At 58.8% G+C, this 22,895-nt stretch carries 20 protein-coding genes, 1 tRNA gene and 1 other RNA gene; 11 read left to right on the forward strand and 11 right to left on the reverse strand.

Features of this window, described 5'->3' with window-relative positions; all coding sequences use genetic code 11:
* The first annotated feature begins 4 nt into the window (after positions 1-4).
* From SPHFLASMR4Y_RS04615 to SPHFLASMR4Y_RS04635, 5 genes are all read left to right on the forward strand, one after another.
* Positions 5-802 carry an acyl-CoA thioesterase gene (locus SPHFLASMR4Y_RS04615; RefSeq protein WP_089132507.1) on the forward strand — a complete coding sequence of 266 codons (798 nt, stop codon included), beginning with the start codon at positions 5-7 and terminating at the stop codon, positions 800-802.
* Between the two features lie 124 nt (positions 803-926).
* The gene (locus tag SPHFLASMR4Y_RS04620; protein WP_089132508.1) at positions 927-1,595 is read left to right on the forward strand and encodes a 50S ribosomal protein L25/general stress protein Ctc; all 669 of its coding nucleotides are present in this window, start codon (positions 927-929) and stop codon (positions 1,593-1,595) included.
* A gap of 112 nt (positions 1,596-1,707) precedes the next feature.
* Complete coding sequence (pth, locus tag SPHFLASMR4Y_RS04625) at positions 1,708-2,277, forward strand: aminoacyl-tRNA hydrolase (protein WP_089132509.1); 570 nt, start codon at positions 1,708-1,710, stop codon at positions 2,275-2,277.
* 120 nt (positions 2,278-2,397) lie between these two features.
* On the forward strand, positions 2,398-3,498 hold the full coding sequence (gene ychF / locus SPHFLASMR4Y_RS04630; protein ID WP_089132510.1) for a redox-regulated ATPase YchF: 1,101 nt from the start codon (positions 2,398-2,400) through the stop codon (positions 3,496-3,498).
* A gap of 47 nt (positions 3,499-3,545) precedes the next feature.
* Positions 3,546-4,790 (forward strand): ectonucleotide pyrophosphatase/phosphodiesterase, encoded by a 1,245-nt coding sequence (locus SPHFLASMR4Y_RS04635; RefSeq protein WP_089132511.1) that lies wholly within the window; start codon positions 3,546-3,548, stop codon positions 4,788-4,790.
* Positions 4,791-4,811: 21 nt separating this feature from the next.
* Here the strand turns inward: SPHFLASMR4Y_RS04635 and SPHFLASMR4Y_RS04640 are convergent, their stop codons facing one another.
* Both SPHFLASMR4Y_RS04640 and mutL read right to left on the reverse strand, forming a co-directional pair.
* Positions 4,812-5,282, reverse strand: coding sequence for a hypothetical protein (locus SPHFLASMR4Y_RS04640; protein ID WP_089132512.1), 471 nt, complete (start codon positions 5,280-5,282; stop codon positions 4,812-4,814).
* Positions 5,283-5,375: 93 nt separating this feature from the next.
* Positions 5,376-7,181, reverse strand: a complete 1,806-nt coding sequence (mutL, locus tag SPHFLASMR4Y_RS04645; RefSeq protein WP_089132513.1) for a DNA mismatch repair endonuclease MutL — start codon at positions 7,179-7,181, stop codon at positions 5,376-5,378.
* Between the two features lie 151 nt (positions 7,182-7,332).
* Between mutL and SPHFLASMR4Y_RS04650 the strand changes: the two genes are divergently transcribed.
* The 6 genes from SPHFLASMR4Y_RS04650 (at position 7,333) to SPHFLASMR4Y_RS04675 (ending at position 13,049) form a co-directional block, all read left to right on the forward strand.
* Positions 7,333-8,370: a rod shape-determining protein gene (locus SPHFLASMR4Y_RS04650; RefSeq protein ID WP_089132514.1), complete on the forward strand. Its 1,038-nt coding sequence runs from the start codon at positions 7,333-7,335 to the stop codon at positions 8,368-8,370.
* A 49-nt stretch (positions 8,371-8,419) separates the two neighbouring features.
* Complete coding sequence (mreC, locus tag SPHFLASMR4Y_RS04655; protein ID WP_089132515.1) at positions 8,420-9,322, forward strand: rod shape-determining protein MreC; 903 nt, start codon at positions 8,420-8,422, stop codon at positions 9,320-9,322.
* Entirely contained in the window at positions 9,322-9,837 is a 516-nt protein-coding gene (gene mreD, locus SPHFLASMR4Y_RS04660; protein ID WP_089132516.1) for a rod shape-determining protein MreD, read from the forward strand. The genes mreC and mreD overlap by 1 nt, the downstream gene beginning before the upstream one ends.
* Complete coding sequence (gene mrdA / locus SPHFLASMR4Y_RS04665) at positions 9,834-11,801, forward strand: penicillin-binding protein 2 (protein WP_089132517.1); 1,968 nt, start codon at positions 9,834-9,836, stop codon at positions 11,799-11,801. Before mreD ends, mrdA begins: the two co-directional genes overlap by 4 nt.
* On the forward strand, positions 11,798-12,916 hold the full coding sequence (rodA, locus tag SPHFLASMR4Y_RS04670) for a rod shape-determining protein RodA (RefSeq protein ID WP_409928909.1): 1,119 nt from the start codon (positions 11,798-11,800) through the stop codon (positions 12,914-12,916). The genes mrdA and rodA overlap by 4 nt, the downstream gene beginning before the upstream one ends.
* A 57-nt stretch (positions 12,917-12,973) precedes the next feature.
* Positions 12,974-13,049: transfer RNA gene (locus SPHFLASMR4Y_RS04675), tRNA-Lys, on the forward strand.
* Positions 13,050-13,166: 117 nt separating this feature from the next.
* Here the strand turns inward: SPHFLASMR4Y_RS04675 and SPHFLASMR4Y_RS04680 are convergent.
* The 9 genes from SPHFLASMR4Y_RS04680 to ffs all read right to left on the reverse strand — a co-directional run bounded on the left by SPHFLASMR4Y_RS04680 (position 13,167) and on the right by ffs (position 22,882).
* Entirely contained in the window at positions 13,167-14,579 is a 1,413-nt protein-coding gene (locus SPHFLASMR4Y_RS04680; RefSeq protein WP_089132519.1) for a dihydrolipoyl dehydrogenase, read from the reverse strand.
* Position 14,580: 1 nt separating this feature from the next.
* Positions 14,581-15,960 (reverse strand): NAD-dependent succinate-semialdehyde dehydrogenase, encoded by a 1,380-nt coding sequence (locus tag SPHFLASMR4Y_RS04685; RefSeq protein ID WP_089132520.1) that lies wholly within the window; start codon positions 15,958-15,960, stop codon positions 14,581-14,583.
* Between the two features lie 56 nt (positions 15,961-16,016).
* Positions 16,017-16,784: a hypothetical protein gene (locus SPHFLASMR4Y_RS04690; RefSeq protein ID WP_260807074.1), complete on the reverse strand. Its 768-nt coding sequence runs from the start codon at positions 16,782-16,784 to the stop codon at positions 16,017-16,019.
* 209 nt (positions 16,785-16,993) lie between these two features.
* Positions 16,994-17,257, reverse strand: a complete 264-nt coding sequence (locus SPHFLASMR4Y_RS04695; protein WP_089132521.1) for a DksA/TraR family C4-type zinc finger protein — start codon at positions 17,255-17,257, stop codon at positions 16,994-16,996.
* Positions 17,258-17,530: 273 nt separating this feature from the next.
* A complete protein-coding gene (locus tag SPHFLASMR4Y_RS04700; RefSeq protein WP_089132522.1) occupies positions 17,531-17,806 on the reverse strand; it encodes an HU family DNA-binding protein in 276 nt (91 codons plus the stop codon).
* Between the two features lie 240 nt (positions 17,807-18,046).
* Complete coding sequence (gene lon / locus SPHFLASMR4Y_RS04705; protein WP_089132523.1) at positions 18,047-20,476, reverse strand: endopeptidase La; 2,430 nt, start codon at positions 20,474-20,476, stop codon at positions 18,047-18,049.
* A 97-nt stretch (positions 20,477-20,573) separates the two neighbouring features.
* Entirely contained in the window at positions 20,574-20,909 is a 336-nt protein-coding gene (locus SPHFLASMR4Y_RS04710) for a YbaB/EbfC family nucleoid-associated protein (protein ID WP_089132524.1), read from the reverse strand.
* A gap of 2 nt (positions 20,910-20,911) precedes the next feature.
* Positions 20,912-22,630 (reverse strand): DNA polymerase III subunit gamma/tau, encoded by a 1,719-nt coding sequence (locus SPHFLASMR4Y_RS04715; RefSeq protein WP_089132525.1) that lies wholly within the window; start codon positions 22,628-22,630, stop codon positions 20,912-20,914.
* A gap of 157 nt (positions 22,631-22,787) precedes the next feature.
* An RNA gene (ffs, locus tag SPHFLASMR4Y_RS04720) (signal recognition particle sRNA small type) lies at positions 22,788-22,882 on the reverse strand.
* Between the last annotated feature and the right edge of the window lie 13 nt (positions 22,883-22,895).

Raw genomic sequence — 22,895 nt, forward strand, 5'->3', positions numbered from 1 at the left:
CAATATGACATATATTTTTGATCAGGAAACCACGCTGGTGGCGCTGGAAGACGGGCTGTTCAGCGTACCCGCTAGCGATGTCTATCGCAATCCGACCGGCATGGCTTTTGGCGGCTGGGTTGCGGCGATTGCGGGTCGCGCGGTGACAATGCATCCGGAATGCCGCGGTCCTCTGGTTTCGCAGCAGATCATCTTCATGACCGGCGTTGGCCCGGGTGAGGTGAGATTGGCCGTCAGATTGCTGCGCGCCGGGTCTTCGACCCAATTCTGGCGAGTGGAACTGTCTCAGAACGGATCGCTGACCAACGCCGCCGATATCGTCACCAGCACGCGCCGTCCGACAGATATAGATTATCAGGTAGAGATGCCGGCAGCCAAATTGCCGGAAGACTCCCTCTCCCTGCCCTCGGTCAACCCCATGGCCCCGGAATGGGTCGTTCATTATGATCAGCGCATTGCCAAGGGCATTCCCTTTGCCGTGAACGATTCGCCGGAAGGCATTGTCTGGATCAGGGAAACCGATGGCCGGCCGGTCGACCGGATCAGCCTGCTTTCGATTCTCGACACGCCTATGCCGAGGACTTTTTTTGTTACCAATCAATTCCGGCCCGGCTCCAGCGTGACCATGGCCAGCTATATCTACGCCAGCGAAGAAGACCTCGCGGAAGCGGGAAGCGATCATATGTTGCTGCGCGTTACCGGGGCGACCGTACGGAACAGTGCCACCGACGGCCGGGTGGAAATCTGGTCAAAGAGCGGCATTCTGCTTGCCACGAGTTCGCAGATCGGATTTTTCCGCTAGTCCCTGCGGACCGCGCAAAGCCCTTGCTTTTGCGATAATCCAACCTTATAGCGCCCTCTTTCCGGCCATGTGCACCCTGGAGGCGTGGCGGAAATCTAACAAAAGCTAATTTTGGAGCAACATTATGAGTGATCAGCTGACTATTTCAGCCGAGCCACGCGAACGGGCTGGCAAGGGAGCCTCCCGTGCATTGCGTCGTGAAGGCCGTGTCCCTGCCGTTATCTACGGTGACAAGAAAGAAGCCGTAACCATCCACGTCGAAGAACGTGAACTGAACAAATTGCTCGGCACGGGCCATTTCATGAACTCGCTGGTTCAGGTGGAAGTCGACGGGAAGAAAACCCGCACTCTGCCAAAGGATGTTGCCTTTGATCCGGTCACCGACCGCCCGCTGCATGTCGACTTCTTCCGCCTTTCGAAAGGCGCGAAGGTTCAGGTCAATATTCCGGTTGTCTTCATCAACGAAGAAGAATCGCCTGGCCTGAAACGCGGCGGCGTCATGAACGTTGTCCGTCACGAGCTCGACCTGATGTGCGATGCGGATCATATCCCTGACCAGATCGAAATCGACGTAACCGGCCTGGAAATTGGTGATTCGATCCATATTTCCCACGTTACCCTGCCCGACGGCGCGGAAAGCTCGATCACGGATCGTGACTTCACAATTGCCGGCGTAACCGCACCGTCTGCCCTGAAATCTTCCGATGATGAAGACGAAGCAGCGGAAGGCGAAGACGGCGAAACGGAAGTTACCGAGCAGGACGCCGATACGGTCGAAGGCGAAGACAGCTAGACCTTCAGCCACCGAACAATGTAACGAAAAACCGTTCATGCCTATCAAACAGGGCGTGGACGGTTTTTTTGTCTTTCCAAATGCTCATTATGGGCGAGGAGCGCGTTAGAAAATGCAACTATGGGTCGGCCTTGGCAATCCGGGTGCGCAATATGCGATGCACCGGCACAATGTCGGCTTCATGGTGATTGATGCGCTTGAAGAAGTGCACGGTTTTCCACCACCCAAGCAGAAGTTCAAGGGGTGGACCATGGAAGCGCGGCTGGGCGGTGAGAAACTGATCCTGCTCAAACCCGCAACCTTCATGAACGAAAGCGGCAACAGCGTCCGCGCGGCCATGGATTTCTACAAATTGCAGCCGGAAGATGTCACCGTCTTCTATGACGAGCTCGATCTCGAACCGTTCAAGATCAAGGTAAAGCGCGGCGGCGGTGCGGCGGGCCATAATGGCATAAGATCGATGATCGCCCATATCGGCCCCGAATTCCGCCGCGTGCGCATCGGTATCGGCCATCCCGGTACCAAGTCACGGGTGACCGGCCATGTGCTCGGCAATTATGCGAAGTCGGAAATTGACGATCTCGCCCATATGCTCGGGGTGATTGCTGACGAAGCCGACTGGCTGGCGAAAGGCGATGATCCGCGCTTCATGAGCGAAGTCGCCATGCGGATGCAGGATTAGCGGGCATTATTGCATATATCATCACCCCGAACTTGATTCAGGGTCCAGAGCGTATATGCGCAACTTTCAGGCTATTTGGCACGGGATGCACAATCAGCTTCAGCAGGACGGAGTGAATAAATGGGTTTCAAATGCGGTATCGTTGGCCTGCCCAACGTCGGAAAATCAACGCTGTTCAATGCACTGACGGAGACGCAGGCAGCACAGGCGGCAAACTATCCGTTTTGCACGATCGAACCGAATGTCGGCCAGGTGGCGGTACCCGATCCGCGACTGCAGCAGATTGCGAAAATCGCCAGCAGCGCCAAGATCATCGAAACGCAGCTTGCCTTTGTCGACATTGCCGGTCTGGTGAAGGGCGCGTCACAAGGCGAAGGTCTGGGCAACCAGTTTCTCGGTAATATCCGCGAGGTCGACGCCATCGTGCACGTGCTGCGCTGCTTCGAGGATGGCGATATCCAGCATGTCGCCAACAAGATCGATCCGATTTCCGACGCCGAAGTGGTCGAGACTGAATTGCTGCTTTCCGACCTCGAAAGTCTCGAGAAGCGCGTTCCAGCCTTCCAGAAAAAAGCCAGTAGCGGCGACAAGGAAGCAAAGGTTGCGGCGAATGTACTCGGCCGGACACTGGAATTGCTGCGCGAAGGCAAGCCCGCGCGACTGACCGAGCCGGAAGGCGAGGAAGAACAGAGGATTTTCGACCAGTCGCAGCTGCTGACCGCCAAGCCGGTGCTTTATGTCTGCAATGTCAGTGAAGCCGATGCCGCAAAAGGCAATGACCTCAGCGCCAAGGTTTTCGAAAAGGCGAAGGCCGAAGGCGCGGAGGCCGTGATCGTCTCCGCCGCGATCGAATCCGAACTGGTTGAGATGGAGCCGGAAGACCGCGCCGAATTTCTCGCCGAACTGGGCCTTGAGGAATCGGGCCTGGCACGGGTCATTCGCGCCGGATACCAGTTGCTCGACCTGCAAACATTTTTCACCGTCGGCCCCAAGGAAGCCCGCGCTTGGACCGTCCACAAGGGCGCAAAAGCGCCCGAAGCGGCAGGAGAAATCCACAGCGACTTCGAACGCGGCTTCATTCGCGCCGAAACCATTGCCTTTGATGACTATGTCGCGCTGGGCGGCGAAAGCGCAGCTCGCGATGCCGGAAAATTACGGCAGGAAGGCAAGGATTATGTCGCGAAAGACGGCGATATCTTCAATTTCAAATTCAATGTCTGAATTGTCACATTGTCCGGCTAGGACGTGATGTTCGGAGGATCGCTATAATGTTCAATAATCTGTTTTCGCTGGTTTTGGCCGGTTTCCTGCTGGCCGGGGCCCCATCCCTCGCGGCCACTACGCCCGAACAGGACGATTCCGGCAGCGAAAAAGTTGAACCACGCGATCCGGTTACCATTCTGATCTCGATCGACGGCTTCCGGCCCGATTATCTCGAACGCGGAATTACGCCCAATCTGAGCGCGCTGGCGGCATCCGGCATCTATGGTCCGATGCGCCCATCCTTCCCGAGCAAGACCTTTCCCAATCACTGGACGCTGGTCACCGGCAAGACTCCCGATCATCACGGCATTGTCGGCAACACGATGGAAGACGCCGCGCGGCCGGGCGAGGTCTTCAAAATGGCCACCCAGGATCCGTTCTGGTGGAGTCAGGCGGAACCGCTCTGGATCACCGCAGAGAAACAGGGCATTCGCTCGGCAACCATGTTCTGGCCCGGATCGGAAGTGGAATTCAATGGTGTCCGGCCGGCCGACTGGTGGCCGTTCAACCAGAAACTGTCCAATGATCGCCGGGTCAACGCGATTGTCGACTGGATGCGGCGCCCCGCCGAAATCCGGCCAAGGCTGGTGACGCTCTATTTCGACACGGTCGATACCGCCGGCCATTATTATGGACCCGCACCGGGTGAGAAACTGCACGCTGCCATCGCCGAAGTGGACAGCGAGATCGGTCGCCTGAAGCAGCAGCTCGCGGCTCTCGACCAACCGGTCAATTTCGTCATCGCATCGGATCATGGCATGGCCGAGACCTCACCGGACCGGATCATCTATCTCGACCGGATCATGGCGCGCGACCAATACAGGCTGGTCGAAAGCGGCAATTATCTGGCGATCGAACCGGCGGAAAACAACGGAGATGCGGTGCGCGCGGCCTTTCTCCAGCAACACGAGCATATGCAATGCTGGGACCGAGAGAATATTCCGGCAGGACTGGGCTATGGCAGCAATCCCCGCGTACCATCGATCTTCTGCCTGGTCGAAACCGGTTGGGTCGTGTTACAGGATGTGCCGGAATGGATGACCGGAATTGGCGGCGGTCATGGCTATGACCATCGCGATCCCGACATGATGGCCTTTTTTCTGTCCAGTGGTCCGGGTATCCGTGCGGATGGCCTGCTCCCGGCATTTGACAATGTGAATATCTATTCGCTTGTGGCAAGGCTGGCGGGCGTCGCCCCCCTGGACAGCGACGGCAGCCTCGCACCGTTCGAGCAGGCGCTCAAGCCTTGATACTCCGGTAAAACCGAGAGATTATCGCGGGGCATCCCTGCCTGAAATTCTGGTATAGACAACCGCAACCGGGGCGCTGTCGGTGATACTGCAGGTGCCTGGATCAACTTTCCGGTCGCCGCGGAACCCTCTCAGCTCTGTGCCGCCCTCGCTCAACGTCAGCCCCATGCCAACCCAAATTTGCCGGGCGCATTTGTCCTGCATCGCGCGCGAGGCAGGGGCCCGGTGGGCGCCGTAGACCAGCGTGCCGTGAATGGTCGCGGTAAAATCTATCTCGCCGGGGTCATGGCTCGCGGATTCATCGCTGTGCCGCGAGATCAGACTGGTTCCGTCCTGCGTGAAATACAGGATTTCACCGTCCGCCTGCTGCCAATAGCCGGTCAGATCATGTTTGGCATGTTGCACGTTATCAGCATCGGACCGTGCATCAGCGGGGACACCGTAGCCCATCGCCAGAGCAGCAAAGGCATAGATCGTTGGGCGATATTGCATGGCTAGGTCCCTTTTCTCCTGACTCCTGTCTAGGACAGTCTGTCCAGCGTGCAATGACCTGTATCACAAACCGCGGGATTTGCTGCATGATGCTCATTTCCGGCCGAACAGCTTCTCCACATCTTCCAGCGCCAGCTTCACCCAGGTCGGACGTCCGTGATTGCACTGGCCGCTATGCGGAGTCACTTCCATCTCGCGCAGCAGGGCATTCATTTCGGCCACGCTCAGCACGCGCCCCGCACGAACAGAGCCGTGACAGGCCATGGTGGAGGCGACATGGTCGACGCGCTCCTTGAGGCTCAGCGCCTGGTCATAGGCTCCCAGTTCATCAGCCAGATCAGTGACCAGTTGCTTCACGTCCCCCGATCCCAGCATCGCCGGCGTGGCCCGAACCAGCATAGCGTTCGGCCCAAACCGCTCCAGCTCCAGCCCGAATTCCGATAATTCGGCTGCCCGGGTCTCAAGCCGGTCGCAGGCATTTTCATCCAGTTCGACCACTTCCGCCATCAGCAGCGCCTGCGAGGCGACCGTGCCGCCTTCAACCGCCTTGCGCATTCGCTCCAGTACGAGCCGCTCATGCGCCGCATGCTGGTCGACAATTACCAGCCCGTCTTCCGCCTCGGCGACAATATAGGTTTTCGCGACCTGTCCGCGGGCGATGCCCAGAGGATGGCGAGTGGCTTCCGGCACAGGCTCGGAAGCTTCCTCGGCCCTGCCCATCAGCGGTGCAATCTCCGCGCGCAGATCCGTCTCCGCAAAGGCAGCGCGATCATCGCGGACCGTGGCGGAGGGATAAGGTTGCTGGGCTACGGTGGCCCGGGCCGGAGAGGAAAAAATGCTGGCCTGCGGATCGGGCGCCACCGGCTCGCTCTGCCATCTGCCGAGCGCAGATTCTGCCGGGCGCTGCACAGCGCGAAACCCGCCCTCGTCGAGCGCTTTTCTGAGACCGCTGACGATCATTCCCCGGATCATCGCCGGTTCGCGGAACCGCACTTCGGTCTTCGCCGGATGCACGTTCACATCGACCAGCTCGGGCGGCATATCGATGAACAGGGCGACAACCGGATGACGGTCCCGGGCAAGCATCTCGGCATAGGCACCACGCACCGCGCCGACCAGCAGCCGGTCCTTGACCGGACGGCCGTTGACGAACAGAAACTGGTGATCGGCAACCCCGCGATTATAGGTCGGGAGGCCGGCTACGCCGGTCAGGCGAATCTCCTCCCGCTGCAGATCGACAGCGACGCTATTGGCGCGCAGATCGCGGCTGGTCAGCGCGGCGACCCGCTCCGGCCCCGTCTCCCCGGCCTGCACCGCGATCGCCTTGCGGCCCTGATGTTCCAGCGTAAAACCGATATCGGGCCGCGCCATCGCCAGTCGCCGCACAATATCGGTACAGGCGGAATATTCGCTGCGCGCGGTGCGCAGAAATTTCCGTCGGGCCGGCACATTGCCGAAAAGTTGCTCGACCCGCACTTTCGTGCCCGGCGGGATTGCCGCGGGCCCTTCCTCCGCCAGTTCGCCATGATCCACCACCCGGCACCAGCCATCTTCTCCGGCCTTGCGGCTTTCGATCGTCATCCGCGCCACGCTGGCGATCGATGGCAAGGCCTCGCCGCGAAAACCCATGGTAGTCACCAGCTCGATGGCCTCGTCGGGAAGCTTCGAGGTCGCATGGCGTTCCAGCGCCAGCGCAATATCATCGCGACTCATCCCACAGCCATTGTCGGAAACCTCGACCAGATTCAGCCCTCCTTCCTCGAGACGGATATGGATCTGACTTGCCCCGGCATCGATCGCATTCTCGACCAGCTCTTTTAACGCACTAGCCGGACGCTCGACCACCTCGCCGGCAGCTATCCTGTTTATGAGGCTATTTGGGAGTCTTCTTATTGACATAATGGCGTTCCTAGCCCAAGCGACCTTAGCAAGCGACCCCTGATTTTTTGGGCGATTCCCATGGTTAACTTCATGACCCGTTCAGCTTGATTATCGCTTGGTTTAATTGTCGCAGCTAGGCCTGCAACTACAAGAAATTACGGACACAAATATGTTTGAAAATCTGTTCAAGTTCCGTTCGCAAGATTTGGCGATCGACCTCGGCACCGCGAATACTGTAGTATATCTGCGTGGTCAGGGCATTGTGCTCAACGAACCATCTGTTGTGGCAATCGAAACCGTCAATGGTGTGAAAAAGGTCAAGGCCGTAGGCAATGACGCGAAGATGATGATGGGCAAGACGCCGGACAGCATCGAAGCCATCCGCCCGCTGCGCGATGGTGTGATCGCCGACATCGATGTTGCCGAGCAGATGATCAAGCATTTCATTCAGAAAGTGAACGGCAAGAGCAAGCTGTTCAGCTATCCCGAGATCGTGATCTGCGTTCCCAGCGGTTCGACATCGGTCGAACGGCGCGCCATTCGCGATGCCGCGTCCAATGCCGGCGCCCGCCAGGTCTTCCTGATCGAGGAACCGATGGCTGCCGCCATTGGTGCTGACATGCCGGTTACCGAGCCGATCGGTTCGATGGTGGTCGACGTGGGTGGCGGCACGACCGAAGTCGCTGTGCTCTCGCTGCGTGGCCTTGCCTATACCACATCGGTCCGTACCGGCGGCGACAAGATGGATGAAGCGATTGTTTCCTATGTCCGCCGTCATCACAATCTGCTGATCGGCGAAACCACGGCAGAGCGGATCAAGAAAGATTTCGGCGTCGCGCAGGCTCCTGCCGACGGCGTCGGTCACACCATCCATATCAAGGGCCGCGATCTGGTGAACGGCGTTCCGAAAGAAATCTCCATCAACCAGGGCCAGATTGCCGAAGCGCTGAGCGAGCCGATCGGCACGATCATCGAGGGTGTTCGCATCGCGCTGGAAAACACCGCTCCCGAACTGGCTGCCGACATTGTTGATCAGGGCATCGTCCTGACCGGCGGTGGCGCCCTGATCGCCGGCCTCGACGCCGCGCTCAGCGATGAAACAGGTCTGCCGGTGACGGTGGCCGAAGATCCGCTTGCCTGTGTCGCTATCGGCACCGGACGTGCTATGGAAGATCCGATGTTCCGGGGCGTTCTGACGACCGCCTGATTTCGAATATTTGATCGAACAACGACAGGAAACGAAAGGATAAACCGATATGGCGCCGCCAAACAATCGGCGTCCAGGCTTTTCCAAGCGGGCGCAATATAGCATATTCGCCAGCTATCTACTGGGCATATTGGGAGCGGTCTTGGGGCTGCTTCTGTTGCTTGTCTCCTTCATCGATCCGAGAGGATTTTCAGCACTTCGCACCATCGGTGCGGAAGCGATCGCGCCAGTCAGCAAGACTCTCTCCGAATTTGGCAGTCTGACCGGAAATGCCGGAGATCAAATTTCGGCCTATTTCAACGCCGCATCGAAAAATGCCGACATGCAGCAGGAACTGGAGCAGAACCGGATAGAAATCCTCGAAGCGCGAGCCCTCAGACAGGAAAATGACCGGCTCAAGCGGCTCCTGAAACTGGATGAGGAAATTCCCGATTCCATTGCCATGGCGCGGCTGATCAGCTCGACTGCATCGAGCGCCCGCCGCATCGCCACATTGGGCGTCGGCAGCAGCAGTGGCCTTGAGCCCGGCCAGCCCGTCCGTTCGCCGGAGGGTCTGGTTGGCAGAATTCTGGAAACCGGTCCGACCACGGCCCGCGTCCTGCTCGTCTCGGACAGCAAGAATGTAACGCCGGTGCAGCGCGCCAGTGACAGCCTGCCCGCCTTTGCCACCGGCCGCGGCGACGGTACGGTCGATATCCAGCCGATCAACATCGGCACCAATCCGTTCAAGGGCGGCGATTTGCTGATCACGTCGGGTAGCGGCGGACTGTACAGTCCTGGCATTCCCGTGGCGGTGGTCATTCGCAAGACCGAAACCGGCGCCATCGGCCGGGTGCTTGCCAACCCTGCCAAGGTCAGCCATGCCATTGTCCAGCCGATTTTTCAGGCCGAGACGGTCCGCCAGATCGAGGAAAATCCGGTGGATGATCTGGAAGAGGAAACCGGCGAATAGTGCCCCGGTCCCGTCAATCCCGGATTGGCCGCCAACCCTCGCAGTTGCGGATCAAGCTGATCCCGCCGCTGACCGTTGTCCTTGGCTCGATGATCACCGCACTGCCGATTATCACCGATTACCCGATCCTGCCGCCAATAGGTCTGCTGGTGATACTGGCCTGGCGTCTGATCCGGCCCGGTTACTGGGCAGTATGGGCCGGTTTTCCGCTCGGCCTCGTTGACGATATTTTCAGCGGACAGCCCTTTGGCAGCGCCGCGTTTCTCTGGTCGGTCATTTTCATTCTGCTCGAGACGCTTGATCGAAGAGCCGTTCGGCGTGATTATTGGCAGGACTGGCTTATCGCCTCGATCGCCATCACAATTGTGCTAATATGCGCTATGCTGATCGTTGACTTCGATTCCAATCTGCTGCGGCTCGACTTGCTGTTGCCGCAGATATTGCTTTCTGTCCTGCTCTATCCGTTCGTCGCCCGGCTGATCGGTGCGATCGATAACTGGCGGGTGGCGTCATGAAACCGGCGAAAACGATCAGCAGCGCCATGCAGGAACTGACCTTCACCCGCAGGGCAACGGTAATTGGCGGTCTGCAGATCGGCGTTGGCGTGCTGCTGGCAGCGCGTATGGCCTATATTTCGGTAGCCGAGAACGAACATTACAAGCTGTTGTCGGAAAGCAACCGGGTCAATCTCACGCTCGTGCCACCGCGCCGTGGCTGGCTGATCGACCGGAGTGGCAAGCCGATTGCCAACAACAAGACCGATTTTCGTATCGACATCATTCCCGACCGGCTGCGCGACAAGGAAAAGACCGTAGCGACTCTGGCGAATCTGCTGTCCCTCGACCCGGAGGAGCTTGAGCGGATCAATCGGGAGCTGGAACAGGCCGGCAGTTTCCAGCCCGTTCAGGTCGCGACCGGACTGGATTCCGAACAATATGCCGCCGTCAGTGTCCGCCTTCCCGATTTGCCCGGCGTGTCGCCTCGACAGGGCTTTTCCCGCAATTATCCGAGCGGTCCGGCGATCGGCCATCTGGTCGGCTATGTCGGCATTGCCTCGGCAGAAGATTATAAGGAAAACCCGGATCCGATATTGATTACTCCGGGGTACAAGATCGGCAAGGACGGCCTCGAAAAGATGTTCGAGGACCATTTGCAGGGCGAGCCCGGCGCAAAGCGGGTCGAAGTAACGGCTCGGGGCAAGATCGTCCGCGAGCTCAACACCCGGCCCGACGTTCCCGGCAAGCCGCTGCAACTGACTCTCGATATCGACCTGCAGGAATATGCAGCCCGGCGTCTCGGCCCCGAATCCGGGTCTGTGGTGGTCATCGATTGCCTGACCGGTGATATCCTGACGATGACCTCGATGCCGTCTTTTGACCCGAACAGCTTCTCCGACGGCATTGGCGTCACCGAATATGGCATGTTGCGCGAAGATGATCATGTGCCGCTGCTCGACAAGTCTCTGAAAAGCCTGTTCCCGCCGGGGTCCACGGTCAAGCCGATGGTTGGCCTGTCCTTTCTGGAAGCGGGGCTCGATCCCGATGAAACGGTCAATTGCAATGGCGGACTGCAGGTCGGCAACCGGCGCTTCCGCTGCTGGAAACGCGGCGGTCACGGACGGGTTGACCTGGCCAAGGGCATTTACCAGAGCTGCGATGTCTATTTCTATTATTTTGCCCAGAAAATCGGCATCAATCCGATCGCGCTGATGGCCAACCGTCTGGGTCTTGGTCAGAAATATCCGCTGCCGGTGGCCAGCCAGTTTTACGGCACGGTCCCCGATCCGGCCTGGCTGCGCAAAAAGCACAAGCGCGAATGGCAGGCCTATGACACGGTCAATACCACCATCGGCCAGGGCTATATGCTGGTTAATCCGACCCAGCTCGCGGTCATGGCGTCACGGCTCGCGACCGGCAAGAATATCGTCCCTCGCCTGATCATGGATGAAAAAAAATCACCCATCCAGACGCTCAATCTCGACCCCGAGCATCTGCTCTACGTCCAGAAGGCGATGAGCGATGTGGTCAACGGGCCGGGTACTGCCGGACGGGCGCGCCTGCCGCTTGACGATGTCAAGATGGCAGGCAAGACCGGTACCGCGCAGGTGGTCAATCTCGACTTCGGGCGCGGCGGTCAGGATGTCGCCTGGAAATATCGCGACCACGGCCTGTTCGTGTGCTTCGCTCCTTATGATAATCCGCGCTATGCGGCCGCTGTGGTTATCGAACATGGCGGCGGGTCCGGCGCAGCCTATCCAGTTGCCAGGGACGTACTGACCTTTCTCTATGATCGCCAGAAAGCAATGGATGTGCTTGCCGGGCTGGAAAAATCCTGGGGCGGCACGATCCAGGAACGGATGGACCGCAAGATGGCCGCCTATCGCGCCCGCAAGAATCTCGAAAAGGCAATGGCCGAAAACCCGGCCGCTGCCGAAGCGGACACGGCCGACAGCAGCGCTGATGCCACCGCGGGAGAATAAGGTTGAGTGATTTCATTCCCGCTCCGATCGCGCAATTGCCCTGGAAAACGATTTTGCTGCTGTTTGTCTTGGCAAGCTTCGGGTTCGTCGTTCTCTACTCCGCAGCTGGCGGCAGCCTGACCCCCTGGGCCGGCCTGCACATGGTCCGTTTCACGATCTTTGTCGGGATGGCCATCGTGCTCTCGCGCTTCCGGGAAAATTTCTGGAAGACCATGGCCTTCCCGATTTATATCGTCGTTGTTCTCATGCTGCTCGGGGTCGAGCTGATCGGCGCGGTCGGGGGCGGCAGCCAGCGCTGGCTCAATCTCGGCGTCATTCGGCTGCAGCCATCGGAACTGATGAAGGTCGCGATCATCCTGGCGGTGGCCCGTTTCTACGATCTCCTGCCGCCCGCCCAGATCAGGACATGGGGCGCGATCTGGCCCTTGTTCGGGCTGCTGGCCTTGCCCTGCGCCCTGATCCTGATGCAACCCGACCTCGGCACCACGATCACCGTGGTCACCGGCGCGCTGACCATCGCCTTTCTCGCCGGACTGCCATTGCGCCTCTTTATCGGCGGTGCGGCAGCGGTCGCGGTTCTGGCTCCCCTCGCCTATTTCTTCGCGCTGGAAGATTATCAGCAACGCCGCGTAACCACCTTTCTCAACCCCGAAAATGATCCGCTCGGCGCCGGTTACCATATCAGCCAGTCGAAAATCGCGATCGGATCAGGCGGCCTGTTCGGCAAGGGTTTTCTGAACGGCACCCAGAGCCATCTCGATTATCTGCCGGAAGGCCACACGGACTTCGTCTTCGCCACCATGGCCGAGGAATGGGGCCTGATGGGCGGTATATTGGTGCTGTTCTGCTTCTTCCTGCTGTTCCGCTGGGGCCTTGGCGTCGCCATGAAGGCAAAAACCCGCTTTTCCCAGCTCACAGCGGCGGGCATGACGGTGACGATTTTCTTCTATGTTGCGATCAACCTGATGATGGTGATGGGACTGGCGCCAGTGGTCGGCATCCCCCTGCCATTCATGAGTCACGGGGGCTCGTCGATGATGACCATCATGATCTGTGTCGGCATCCTGATGTCGATCGAACGCAATCCGGGCCGAAGCGGCAACGCGTTTGGATGAAAATTCCCAACCAACCGGTTGCGTTCCGGAAATCCGGCCCTATATAGCCCCTGTAGTGGACGCTTAGCTCAGTTGGTAGAGCAGCTGACTCTTAATCAGCGGGTCGTGGGTTCGAACCCCTCAGCGTCTACCATTTTCTTCGATATAGAAACCATCCGGTGGATGGCTTCCGGCAGAGCATGCAGCGCAATTTTATCCGCTGGTGCGGTTGCATGCCTGGCACGCTGCGAACATCATCCAGAGAGCCTAGCTAAGCGCCCGACGGGACGCCGCGATCCTGGTCTTCCGGCAAGTCGATCGGTGTCGCCGCGCAAATCGTCCTCAGCGCCTGTTTCAGACCCTCCTCGATCGTCGGATGGTAATATGGCATTTCCAGCAACTGGCTGGCGGTCTGTCCCTGCTGGATCGCCCAGGTCAATATGTGCGCAAGATGTTCGCTGTCGGGCGTGCACAGGTCCGCGCCGATCAGCCGGCCATCCGGTGCGGCCGCATACAGCGTGAGGACGCCCTTGTTGCGGCCTTCCACGCGCGCCCTGCCCTGATCGCTATAATCGGCAGTGCGGGTGATCACGCCATCCTCTTCCGACTGGCCGATCCGTGCCACGGGCGGGCTGGTGAAGGTGATGCTGAAATGCGGAAAGCGATCCGCCTGCATCGAAGCCGGATAGGCCACGGCATTGCGCCCGGCTATCGCGCCATCCTGCGAGGCCTCGTGCAGCAAAGGCAGATCGTCGGCGACATCACCGGCCAGAAATATCCTGCTGTCACCGCATTGCATCGTATTGCGGTCATGGACCGGCACGCCATGATCGTCGAGTTCCAGTCCGGCAGCCGCAAGATCAAGGCTGTCGAGATTCGGCGGCCGTCCGGTCGCGACCAGAACATGATCGAAATCCGACTGCCCCGATTCCCCGCCGCTCCAGGAAAGATGTGCGCCGGCGTCCGTCGGGCTGGCGTCAATGTCCACGCCCAGTTTCAGAACAAGATCGGTCTCGATGATCTGCTTCAGCGAATCATGCACCTTGTCGCAGCGGATACCGCCGAGCCTCTCATTCTGATCGAACAGGGTGACTTCGACACCGAGGCGCGCCATGGCCTGCGCCAGTTCGAGACCGATGGGGCCGGAACCGACCACCGCGAGGCGGACGGGAAGATGCTCCAGTTCGAATATGGTCTCGTTGGTCAGCAGGCATTTTCCCAGTCCCGCAAACTGGTCGGGAATGAAGGGACTGGAACCCGTGGCGATGATGATGCGCCGGGCTTCGACTTGCCGCCCATCGTCCAGTTCCAGGCTATTGGACGCGATGAACCGGGCCCGCCCCCGCAAGCGGACCCGGGCCGGGATATCGGCGATGCTTTCGCGGGTCAGCCGGGCGAATCGGTCGCGTTCGTCACGCACGCGTTGCATCACGGCCTGTCCATCAATGTCGACAGTCGGAACCCTGATGCCAAAGATGTCGGTGGAGCGCGCGGCATGCGCGGCATGCGAAGCCGCGATCAGCAGCTTTGAAGGCATGCAGCCGACATTGGCACAGGTTGTCCCGTTGAAATGGGGATCGATCAGCAAGGTGCTGGCCCCGTTGGCGCGGGCAGCCCGCTCGGCCGCCAGACCGGCGGTGCCGGCGCCGATGACCGCAACGTCGCATCGCAGGATACTGGCCATGTCAGGCGCCAATCGTAATCGACTTGACGTTTGCGAACTCTTTCAGTCCCACCTCGCCATGCTCGCGGCCATAGCCGCTATCCTTGACGCCGCCGAAGGGCATGTCCGGCGAGGCGATGCTATAGCTATTGATATTCACCATTCCGGTATCAAACCGGCTTGACGCCATCTTGATCGCGCGCTCGACGTCCTTACTGAAAATACCGCCGCCCAGCCCGTAGCGGCTGTCATTGGCGATACGCATGGCGTCCTCGTCGTCCTGAGCCCTGATAATCGAGGCAACCGGTCCGAAAATCTCGTCATCATAGGCTGGCTGACCAGGCGCAACGTCGACCAGCGCCGTAGCGGGATAGAACCAGCCCGTCTGGTCCGGGATAGAGCCGCCTGCGATGATCTTCGCGCCTTTTGCGACGCTTTCCTCGACCTGGGAGTGAACCTGGTCGCGCTGGCTGCGGGAGACCATCGGGCCAAGCTGGGTTTCCTCCTTGTTCGGATCGCCCATTTTCACATCCTTGAATGCGGCTGCATAGCCCTCGACAAAGGCATCATAATTTTTCTCGGTCACAATGAAGCGTTTGGCGTTCACGCAGGTCTGGCCATTGTTGAAAATTCGGCCCTGCACACAAGCCTTGATCGCGAGATCGAGATCGGCATCGTCGAACAGCATATAAGCGTCGTTCGACCCAAGCTCGAGAACCGTTTTCTTGGAGACCGATGCGGCCCGTTGAGCGACTGAGCGCCCGGCCTTGTCGCTGCCGGTGAGAGTCACGCCCCGGACCAGATCATGCTCGATAATTCTGTCGGACTGGTCATGGCTGATCAGCAGCACGCCAAACAGGCCCTTGGGCAATCCGGCGGCTTCATAGATATCGCGCAACATCAGCCCGCTGCCCGTGCAATTGGCCGAATGCTTCAACAGCACGCCATTGCCCACCATCAGGGCGGAAATGGAATAGCGAATCGCCTGGTAGCAAGGGAAGTTCCAGGGCTGAATTCCGTAGATCACGCCGAGCGGGGAATAAGTGACGATTCCGCGTCCTTCCGGCACGTCTCTTTCTTCATCCGCCAGCATCTCGGGGCCATTTTTGGCGGTATAGTCGCAGATGCTTGCGCACAGCTCGATTTCAGCGCGCGCATCGCTGAGCAGCTTGCCCATCTCATCGGTCATAAGCTGGGCAAATTCTTCCTGCGACTGGCGTAACCGATCACCGATCGCAGCAATCACGGCAGCTCGCTCATCAAGACTTTTCAGCCGCCAGTCCAGAAAGGCATGATGCGCCTTCTCGACCACTGCCAGGGCCTCTTCATCGGTCATGATCGGATAGGTTTCGAGCCGGTCTTCGGTGAGCGGATTTACGGTTTCAATGCTTTTGTCGGTCATGGGAAATCCTTGATTATTTTTATTTTGTTGATGGCTTCGGAAGCTTTGGAGAACAGTCAGCCGCAGGATTTGCGATGATCGTCCAGCGTACAGGAGGCCTGCTTCAGCGCTTTGCTGATCGCTTCAGGAAAGTCTTGATCGTCGAGGTGCAGCAGGCCGCTGTGCGCCGCGCAGACGATGCTGCTGTCGGCCCAGTCGCGGGCCAGCTCCTTGGCCCAGCGAATATAGTCATCCGCAGCGCCGGGCCGCTTTTCAAGACCGTCAGCCAGCTTGGGGTGGAATCGCAACTTTGGCCCCGGAACCATCTTCTGGACCAGCGCCGGCAGATCGATGACCATCAACGTATCATCGACATGAATAATGCCGCTTTCGCGATGCCGCACGATCACCGATCCGACATGCACGCTGTCGTCATCGGAAATGAAATCGACGCCCGAAGGGATTGAAAAATCGAGTATATCGGAAAATTGCTTTTGCGTGGCCTCGTCCTCGATGCGATCCGCATCCCAGTCCAGATTCGGTGCCTGCTCATGGTGACGGCGCGTGCCGATCAACCGGGCGTGGGGCAGCATCTTCTGGATATATTGGCAATGGATAGTGTGAAACGGGTGCACGTTCAGAACTGCTTCGATCAGCGCACCACCATCGGTCAGTGCCAGTAGCTCCTCCCGATCCGGCCGGTCCAGCTCGTAGGAATCGAGCAGGATAAAGGTCCCGCCCGGCTTGCGTATCAGCGACATATGCGTGCCGATATTGATGACATGGGCGATTTTGAAATCACCGCGGATATTCCAGAAATTGTCTGCCAGATGTTCGATCGCCATGCTCCTAGAGAATTCTGTTGGGGTTGTCCGAACAACACCCGGGAGCGGGTTCGGTTCCGCTTGCGACGCGATTGACGTGGATCTGTCGCCAGCCAGCCGGTGCGGTCTTGACGTCAGCACAGGACATTGAAATCAAAGGTTCTGGGCCCTCTGGGGACAGGCGTTTCGTCGAGCAGGAAAGTACCGATGAGGCCGGAATTCAGCCCCTGCTAGCGCAGTTGACTGTCCTTGCTGCCACGCCGGTTTATGCCGGCATTGCGCCGGCCGGCATCACGGGCCGACTGGCAGACCACACAAGTCCGCGTCCCGGGCAAGGCCCGCCGTCGGGCTTCCGGAATCTCATCGCCACATTCTGCGCAATATCGGGCGGCTTCGCCGGTTGGCATGTCCGCCCGCGCGCGTTTCACTGCGTCCGTGATCGTGTCGTCAATCTGATCCTGAACGGCGCCGTCGCGCGCCCATCCGCCTGCCATTACAATCTCCAGAAATATCGCTTGGTCAAAAGAGCAACGGCTATGCGGGGAAAAGGTTGCCTGCCTGGCGTCCCCACCTCAACTATCCAGGAAGGGACCGATCATGCCGCTTCGGCAGGAACGGCACACCTCTGATGGCTCCGGCCCTCAGGCCCGGAGAATGGTGCCCGTCCTGAATAGAAAAAGGCGGGCCTCTCTTCGAGGTCCCGCCTGATTTTTCCAGAACAAAGCGCGAAAAAAAATCGGGGAGCGATACTCTGCCCCCCGGATCGATTATTTGTTGACGGCGTCTTTCAAGCCCTTGCCGGCTTTGAATTTGGCTTGTGTCGATGCTGGAATCTGCATTGGCTCGCCGGTGCGCGGATTGCGGCCGGTGGAAGCTTTGCGCTTTGAGGTTGAGAATGTGCCGAAGCCAACGAGACGAACTTCGCCACCGCCGGACAATGCACTGCTGATGGAATCAAATACAGCGTCTACCGCTTTGCCGGCATCGCTTTTGCTGAGGCCGCTCTGATCGGCGACGTTACTGATAAGGTCCTGTTTATTCATTATGGGAATCCCCCCTTCTCTAATGGCAATTCATTTTGAATCGCGCCCTTGTCTGGCTGCAGTAATGCGAAATTATCCGGACGTGTCAAAGAAAAACCGCTGTTTTCTGCGCCAAAGGGCAATTTTTTACGCCAAATGACGCGAAATGAGACGAACGGTTGAGATGCGGTAGCTGTTTCCAATATTTTACTACCGCATTTCACCTTTGTTTCGAAAGCGCGACTCGCTGATGAAAAATTATCAGTGGCGTGCCGTTGATGCGGTATCATCGGTTACCGGAGCGGTGGCGTGGCTGGCAAGCTCGTCAGCATCACTCCATTCGATCGGCTCCACAGTCTCGGCCAACGCCTCGGCGAGCACCTCGTCGACATGTTTCAGCGGAATGATCTTGAGCTTCGAAGTGATATTCTCCGGAATTTCGACCAGATCTTTCTCGTTTTCGGCCGGGATCAATACCGTGGTAATACCGCCGCGCAGAGCCGCGAGCAGCTTTTCCTTCAGGCCGCCGATCGGCAGAACACGACCGCGTAGCGTAACTTCGCCGGTCATCGCGACATCGCGCCGCACCGGAATTCCGGTCAGTGTCGAAACGATCGCGGTGACGATACCAACGCCGGCAGACGGACCGTCCTTCGGGACAGCGCCTTCGGGCAGGTGGATATGGATATCCTTGCGGCTGAAGATGCTGGGCTTGATACCGTATGACGGCGCTCGTGCTTTCACGAAGGAGAGCGCGGCCTGGATCGACTCGTTCATCACGTCGCCCAGCGTACCCGTGGTCTTGATCTGGCCCTTGCCCGAGACAGTGACCGATTCAATCGACAGCAATTCGCCGCCGACTTCGGTCCAGGCAAGGCCGGTTACCGCGCCGACCTGATTTTCCTCTTCGCCGATGCCGTGGCGATATTTTCTAACGCCGGCATATTCGGAGAGATTATCGGGAGTGATCTCAACGCTCTTGAACTCGCCTTCCAGAATCCGGCGCAACGCCTTGCGCGCCAGCTTGGCAATTTCGCGCTCGAGAGTCCGTACGCCAGCCTCCCGCGTATAATAGCGGATCAGGTCGCGGAGCGCATCTTCGCGCAATGCAAATTCGCCGTCTTTCAGGCCGTGCGCCTCGATCTGCTTTTCGATCAGATGGCGCTTGGCGATCTCGACCTTCTCGTCCTCGGTATAGCCTTCCAGCCGGATAATCTCCATCCGGTCCAGCAACGGTTGCGGCAGGTTGAGCGAGTTGGCGGTGGTCACGAACATGACATCCGACAGGTCGATATCGATTTCCAGATAATGGTCCTGGAACTTGTCATTCTGCTCCGGATCCAGCACTTCGAGCAGGGCCGACGCGGGATCGCCGCGGAAATCCTGACCCAGCTTGTCGATCTCGTCGAGCAGGAACAACGGGTTGGACGTGCCGGCCTTCTTCAGGTTCGAGACAATCTTGCCGGGCAGCGAACCGATATAGGTCCGGCGATGGCCGCGGATTTCCGCTTCGTCGCGCACGCCACCAAGCGACTGGCGGACAAATTCGCGGCCCGTGGCACGCGCAATCGAACGGCCCAGCGAGGTCTTGCCGACGCCTGGAGGACCGACGAGGCACAGGATCGGGCCTTTCAGCTTGTTTGTACGGGTCTGCACCGCGAGATATTCAAGAATGCGTTCCTTTACTTTTTCCAACGCGAAATGGTCGTCGTCGAGAACCGTCTCGGCCTGTTTCAGATCCTTCTTGAGCCGCGATTTCTTGCCCCAGGGCAGACCCAGCAGCACATCGAGATAGTTGCGGGTTACCGTGGCTTCGGCCGACATCGGCTGCATGCCCTTGAGCTTTTTCAGTTCGGCACTGGCTTTGGCTTTTGCTTCCTTGGAAAGCTTGAGCTCCTTGATCTTCTTGCCCAGTTCGGCAAGTTCGTCACCCTCGCCATCCTCGCCGTCGCCCAGTTCCTTCTGGATCGCCTTCATCTGTTCGTTAAGATAATATTCGCGCTGGGTCTTCTCCATCTGGCGTTTCACCCGGCCGCGGATTTTCTTCTCGACCTGCAACACGCCGAGTTCGCCCTCCATGAAGGCAAAGACCATTTCGAGCCGCTTGACAGGGTCGCCCTCCATCAACAGGCTCTGCTTGTCAGAGACCTTGACATTGATGTTGGCGGCCACGGCGTCAGCAAGACGCGCAGCATCGTCAATCTCGCCCAGTTGCACGACAGTTTCCGCCGGCATTTTCTTGTTGAGCTTGGAATAATTTTCAAACTGGTCGACCACGGACCGCATCAAAGCCGAAGCTTCCGCACCCTCGGCCGCCTGCTCTTCGAGCAGGTCGATTTCGGCGAGCACATAGCCGTCCGGCTTCTCTTGCAGCGAAACATGTCGGGCGCGCTGTTTGCCTTCGACCAGCACCCGCACGGTGCCATCGGGCAATTTCAGCAATTGCAACACGCTCGCCACGACGCCCAGATCATAAAGCTGATCGCGAGAAGGATCATCTTCCGCCGGATCGAGTTGTGCGACGAGGAAAATTTCCTTGTCCGAATCCATCGCCTTTTCAAGCGCAACCACCGATTTGTCGCGGCCCACGAAAAGCGGCACGATCATGTTCGGGAACACCACGATGTCGCGCAGAGGCAACAGCGGCAGTGATTTGGATTCAGGGACAGGATTGGGTTCGGTCACGGACATTTTACTCCAACATTGTGCGCTGCAACAGCGCTTATGAACACTATATGGTGCCTGTTGGAGACACTTCAAGCGCAATGGGCCCGATCGGAAGGGCTGCCTAAAAAGGGAGTTTGAAACCCGGCGGCAGCTGCATGCCGCTGGTCATCTTGCCCATTTCCTCGCTGCTAACAGCATCGGCGCGATTGCGGGCGTCATTGAAGGCAGCGGCAACAAGATCTTCAACCATCTGCTTTTCTTCGGCCTTCATCAGGCTTTCGTCGATTGTTACCGCGAGAACGCGGCCTTTGGCGGTCGCCTTGACCTTGACCAGTCCACCACCGGCCTGCCCTTCCACTTCCAGACTGTCGAGCTTCTTCTGCGCGTCCTCCATCTGGGTTTGAACCTGCTGCGCGGCTTCCTGCGCGGCTTTCATCATTTCTTCCATCGACTTCATAGCTATGCGCTCCTTGATTCTTGTGGGCGAGGATCTTCGTCCTCCAGCAATATAGCATCGGGAAAGGCTTCAAAAGCGGCTTTCACCAACGGTGCGTCCAGTATCGCCTGACGTTCGGCATCCCTGATCTGCTGTTCCTGTTCGACCAGACTGGGCTGCGCCTCGCCCGGCCCTTCGACGATGGTCCACTCCCGCCCGGTCTGCTGTTTCAGCGCATCGGCTATTTTCCGGATATCGGCGTCGGCTATCGGACGTGCGGGTTGATAAACAATATTGGGCGGATCGAGCGAGACCAGCCGCATGTCGGCAATCAATATGCTTTCGAGCACGGCAGAGACCCGACCGACAGCGGTGATGACATCGGCAAATTCGGTGGGCAAGACGGTGGCTGCGGACTCTCGCGCCATGGCCGGCGCAGCGGTGGCCTGTGCAACCGGTTCGGCTGCGGGCGGCGGTGCGGACATTTGTGCGGGTGCTGCAGCGGCTGCCGTGGAAACGCCCTGCTCCAGCATCTTCGCAAGCTTTCCGGGATCGGGCATCTCGGCGGCACACAGCACGCGAAGCAATGCCATCTCGCAGGCTTCGCGCGGCAAATGCGCCTGCTGGACTTCCTGATAGCCCTTTAGCAGCAACTGCCAGAGCCGGTGTAGTACCGGGTAGGAAAGCTGTTCCGACCAGTCGGAGAATTGCTGTCTGGCTTCTTCGGACAATGTCGGATCGCTGGCGCGGCCTACCTTGAACAGGGTCACCTGATGCGACAGCGACAATAATCCGTTCATCAGCGACAGCGGCTCGACGCCGATTTTATACTGTTCGGCAATGGCATCGAGCAGCGCTGCAGAATCGCCCTCGAGCAATCTGGCAAAAAGCCGCCGCACCGCGCCGCGATCGGAAAGCCCGAGCATGTCCCGGATCTGGGCAGCCTTGACCTCGCCATCGCCATCCATATCGGCATGGGCGATCGCCTGGTCGAGAATCGAAAGACCGTCGCGCACGGACCCTTCGGCCGCCTGTGCGATCAGATCGAGTGCTTCCTGCTGGGCACTCACGCCTTCTTTTTCGATGATCATGCCGAAATGCTGCGACAGCTGATCAGGACTGATCCGTTTCAGGTCAAACCGCTGACAACGGGAAAGAACCGTGATCGGGACCTTGTTGACCTCGGTCGTCGCGAAGATGAACTTCACATGCGCTGGCGGTTCCTCTAGCGTCTTCAACAAGGCATTGAAGGCGTTTTTCGACAGCATGTGGACTTCGTCGATGATGTAGATTTTATAGCGGGCCGACACCGACGAATAGCGCACCGCCTCGATAATCTCGCGAACATCGTCGACGCCGGTATGACTGGCGGCATCCATCTCGATCACGTCGATAAAGCTGCCTTCGGAAATGCTGCGGCACGGTTCACATTGACCGCAAGGGTCTATCGTCGGACCGCCCTGCCCGTCCGGCCCGATGCAGTTCAGTGCCTTGGCAATCAGGCGCGCGGTCGATGTCTTGCCGACTCCGCGCACCCCGGTCATCAGGAAAGCATGGGCGAGCCGGTCACGCTTGATCGCGTTGCCCAAGGTCTGCACCATCGCATCCTGGCCGATCAGCTCGGAAAATCTGGAAGGCCGATATTTACGTGCCAGCACCCGATAGGGCTGCGCCGCGCCGGGGGCCGGCTGCTCCGGCGCGTCGACACCGCCAGCCGCGAATATATCTTGTGAATCGGACATGAAGGAGCAGTTTAGGCGAGAGGCTTCAGCTTGTCGAAGGCTATTCGCGGTGATTTTCGGATCTGTCCGAAAACAGCCGGAGAATCTTCCGGACCGGAGATTTCAGGACAGTGCCATTCCTTGTCACCACAGCCTGCGCGCGCGTCTGAATTGTTGTAAAGTAGGAGCCGGGCGACCCGCAGAAAAATCGTTGCGGCTGCTTCCTTCCGGACCTGACCGGGTTGGCGACGACTGCGTCCACCCGACTCCCGCTGCGCATATGGTG

This window comes from Sphingorhabdus sp. SMR4y, assembly GCF_002218195.1.
Classification (GTDB): Bacteria; Pseudomonadota; Alphaproteobacteria; order Sphingomonadales; family Sphingomonadaceae; genus Parasphingorhabdus.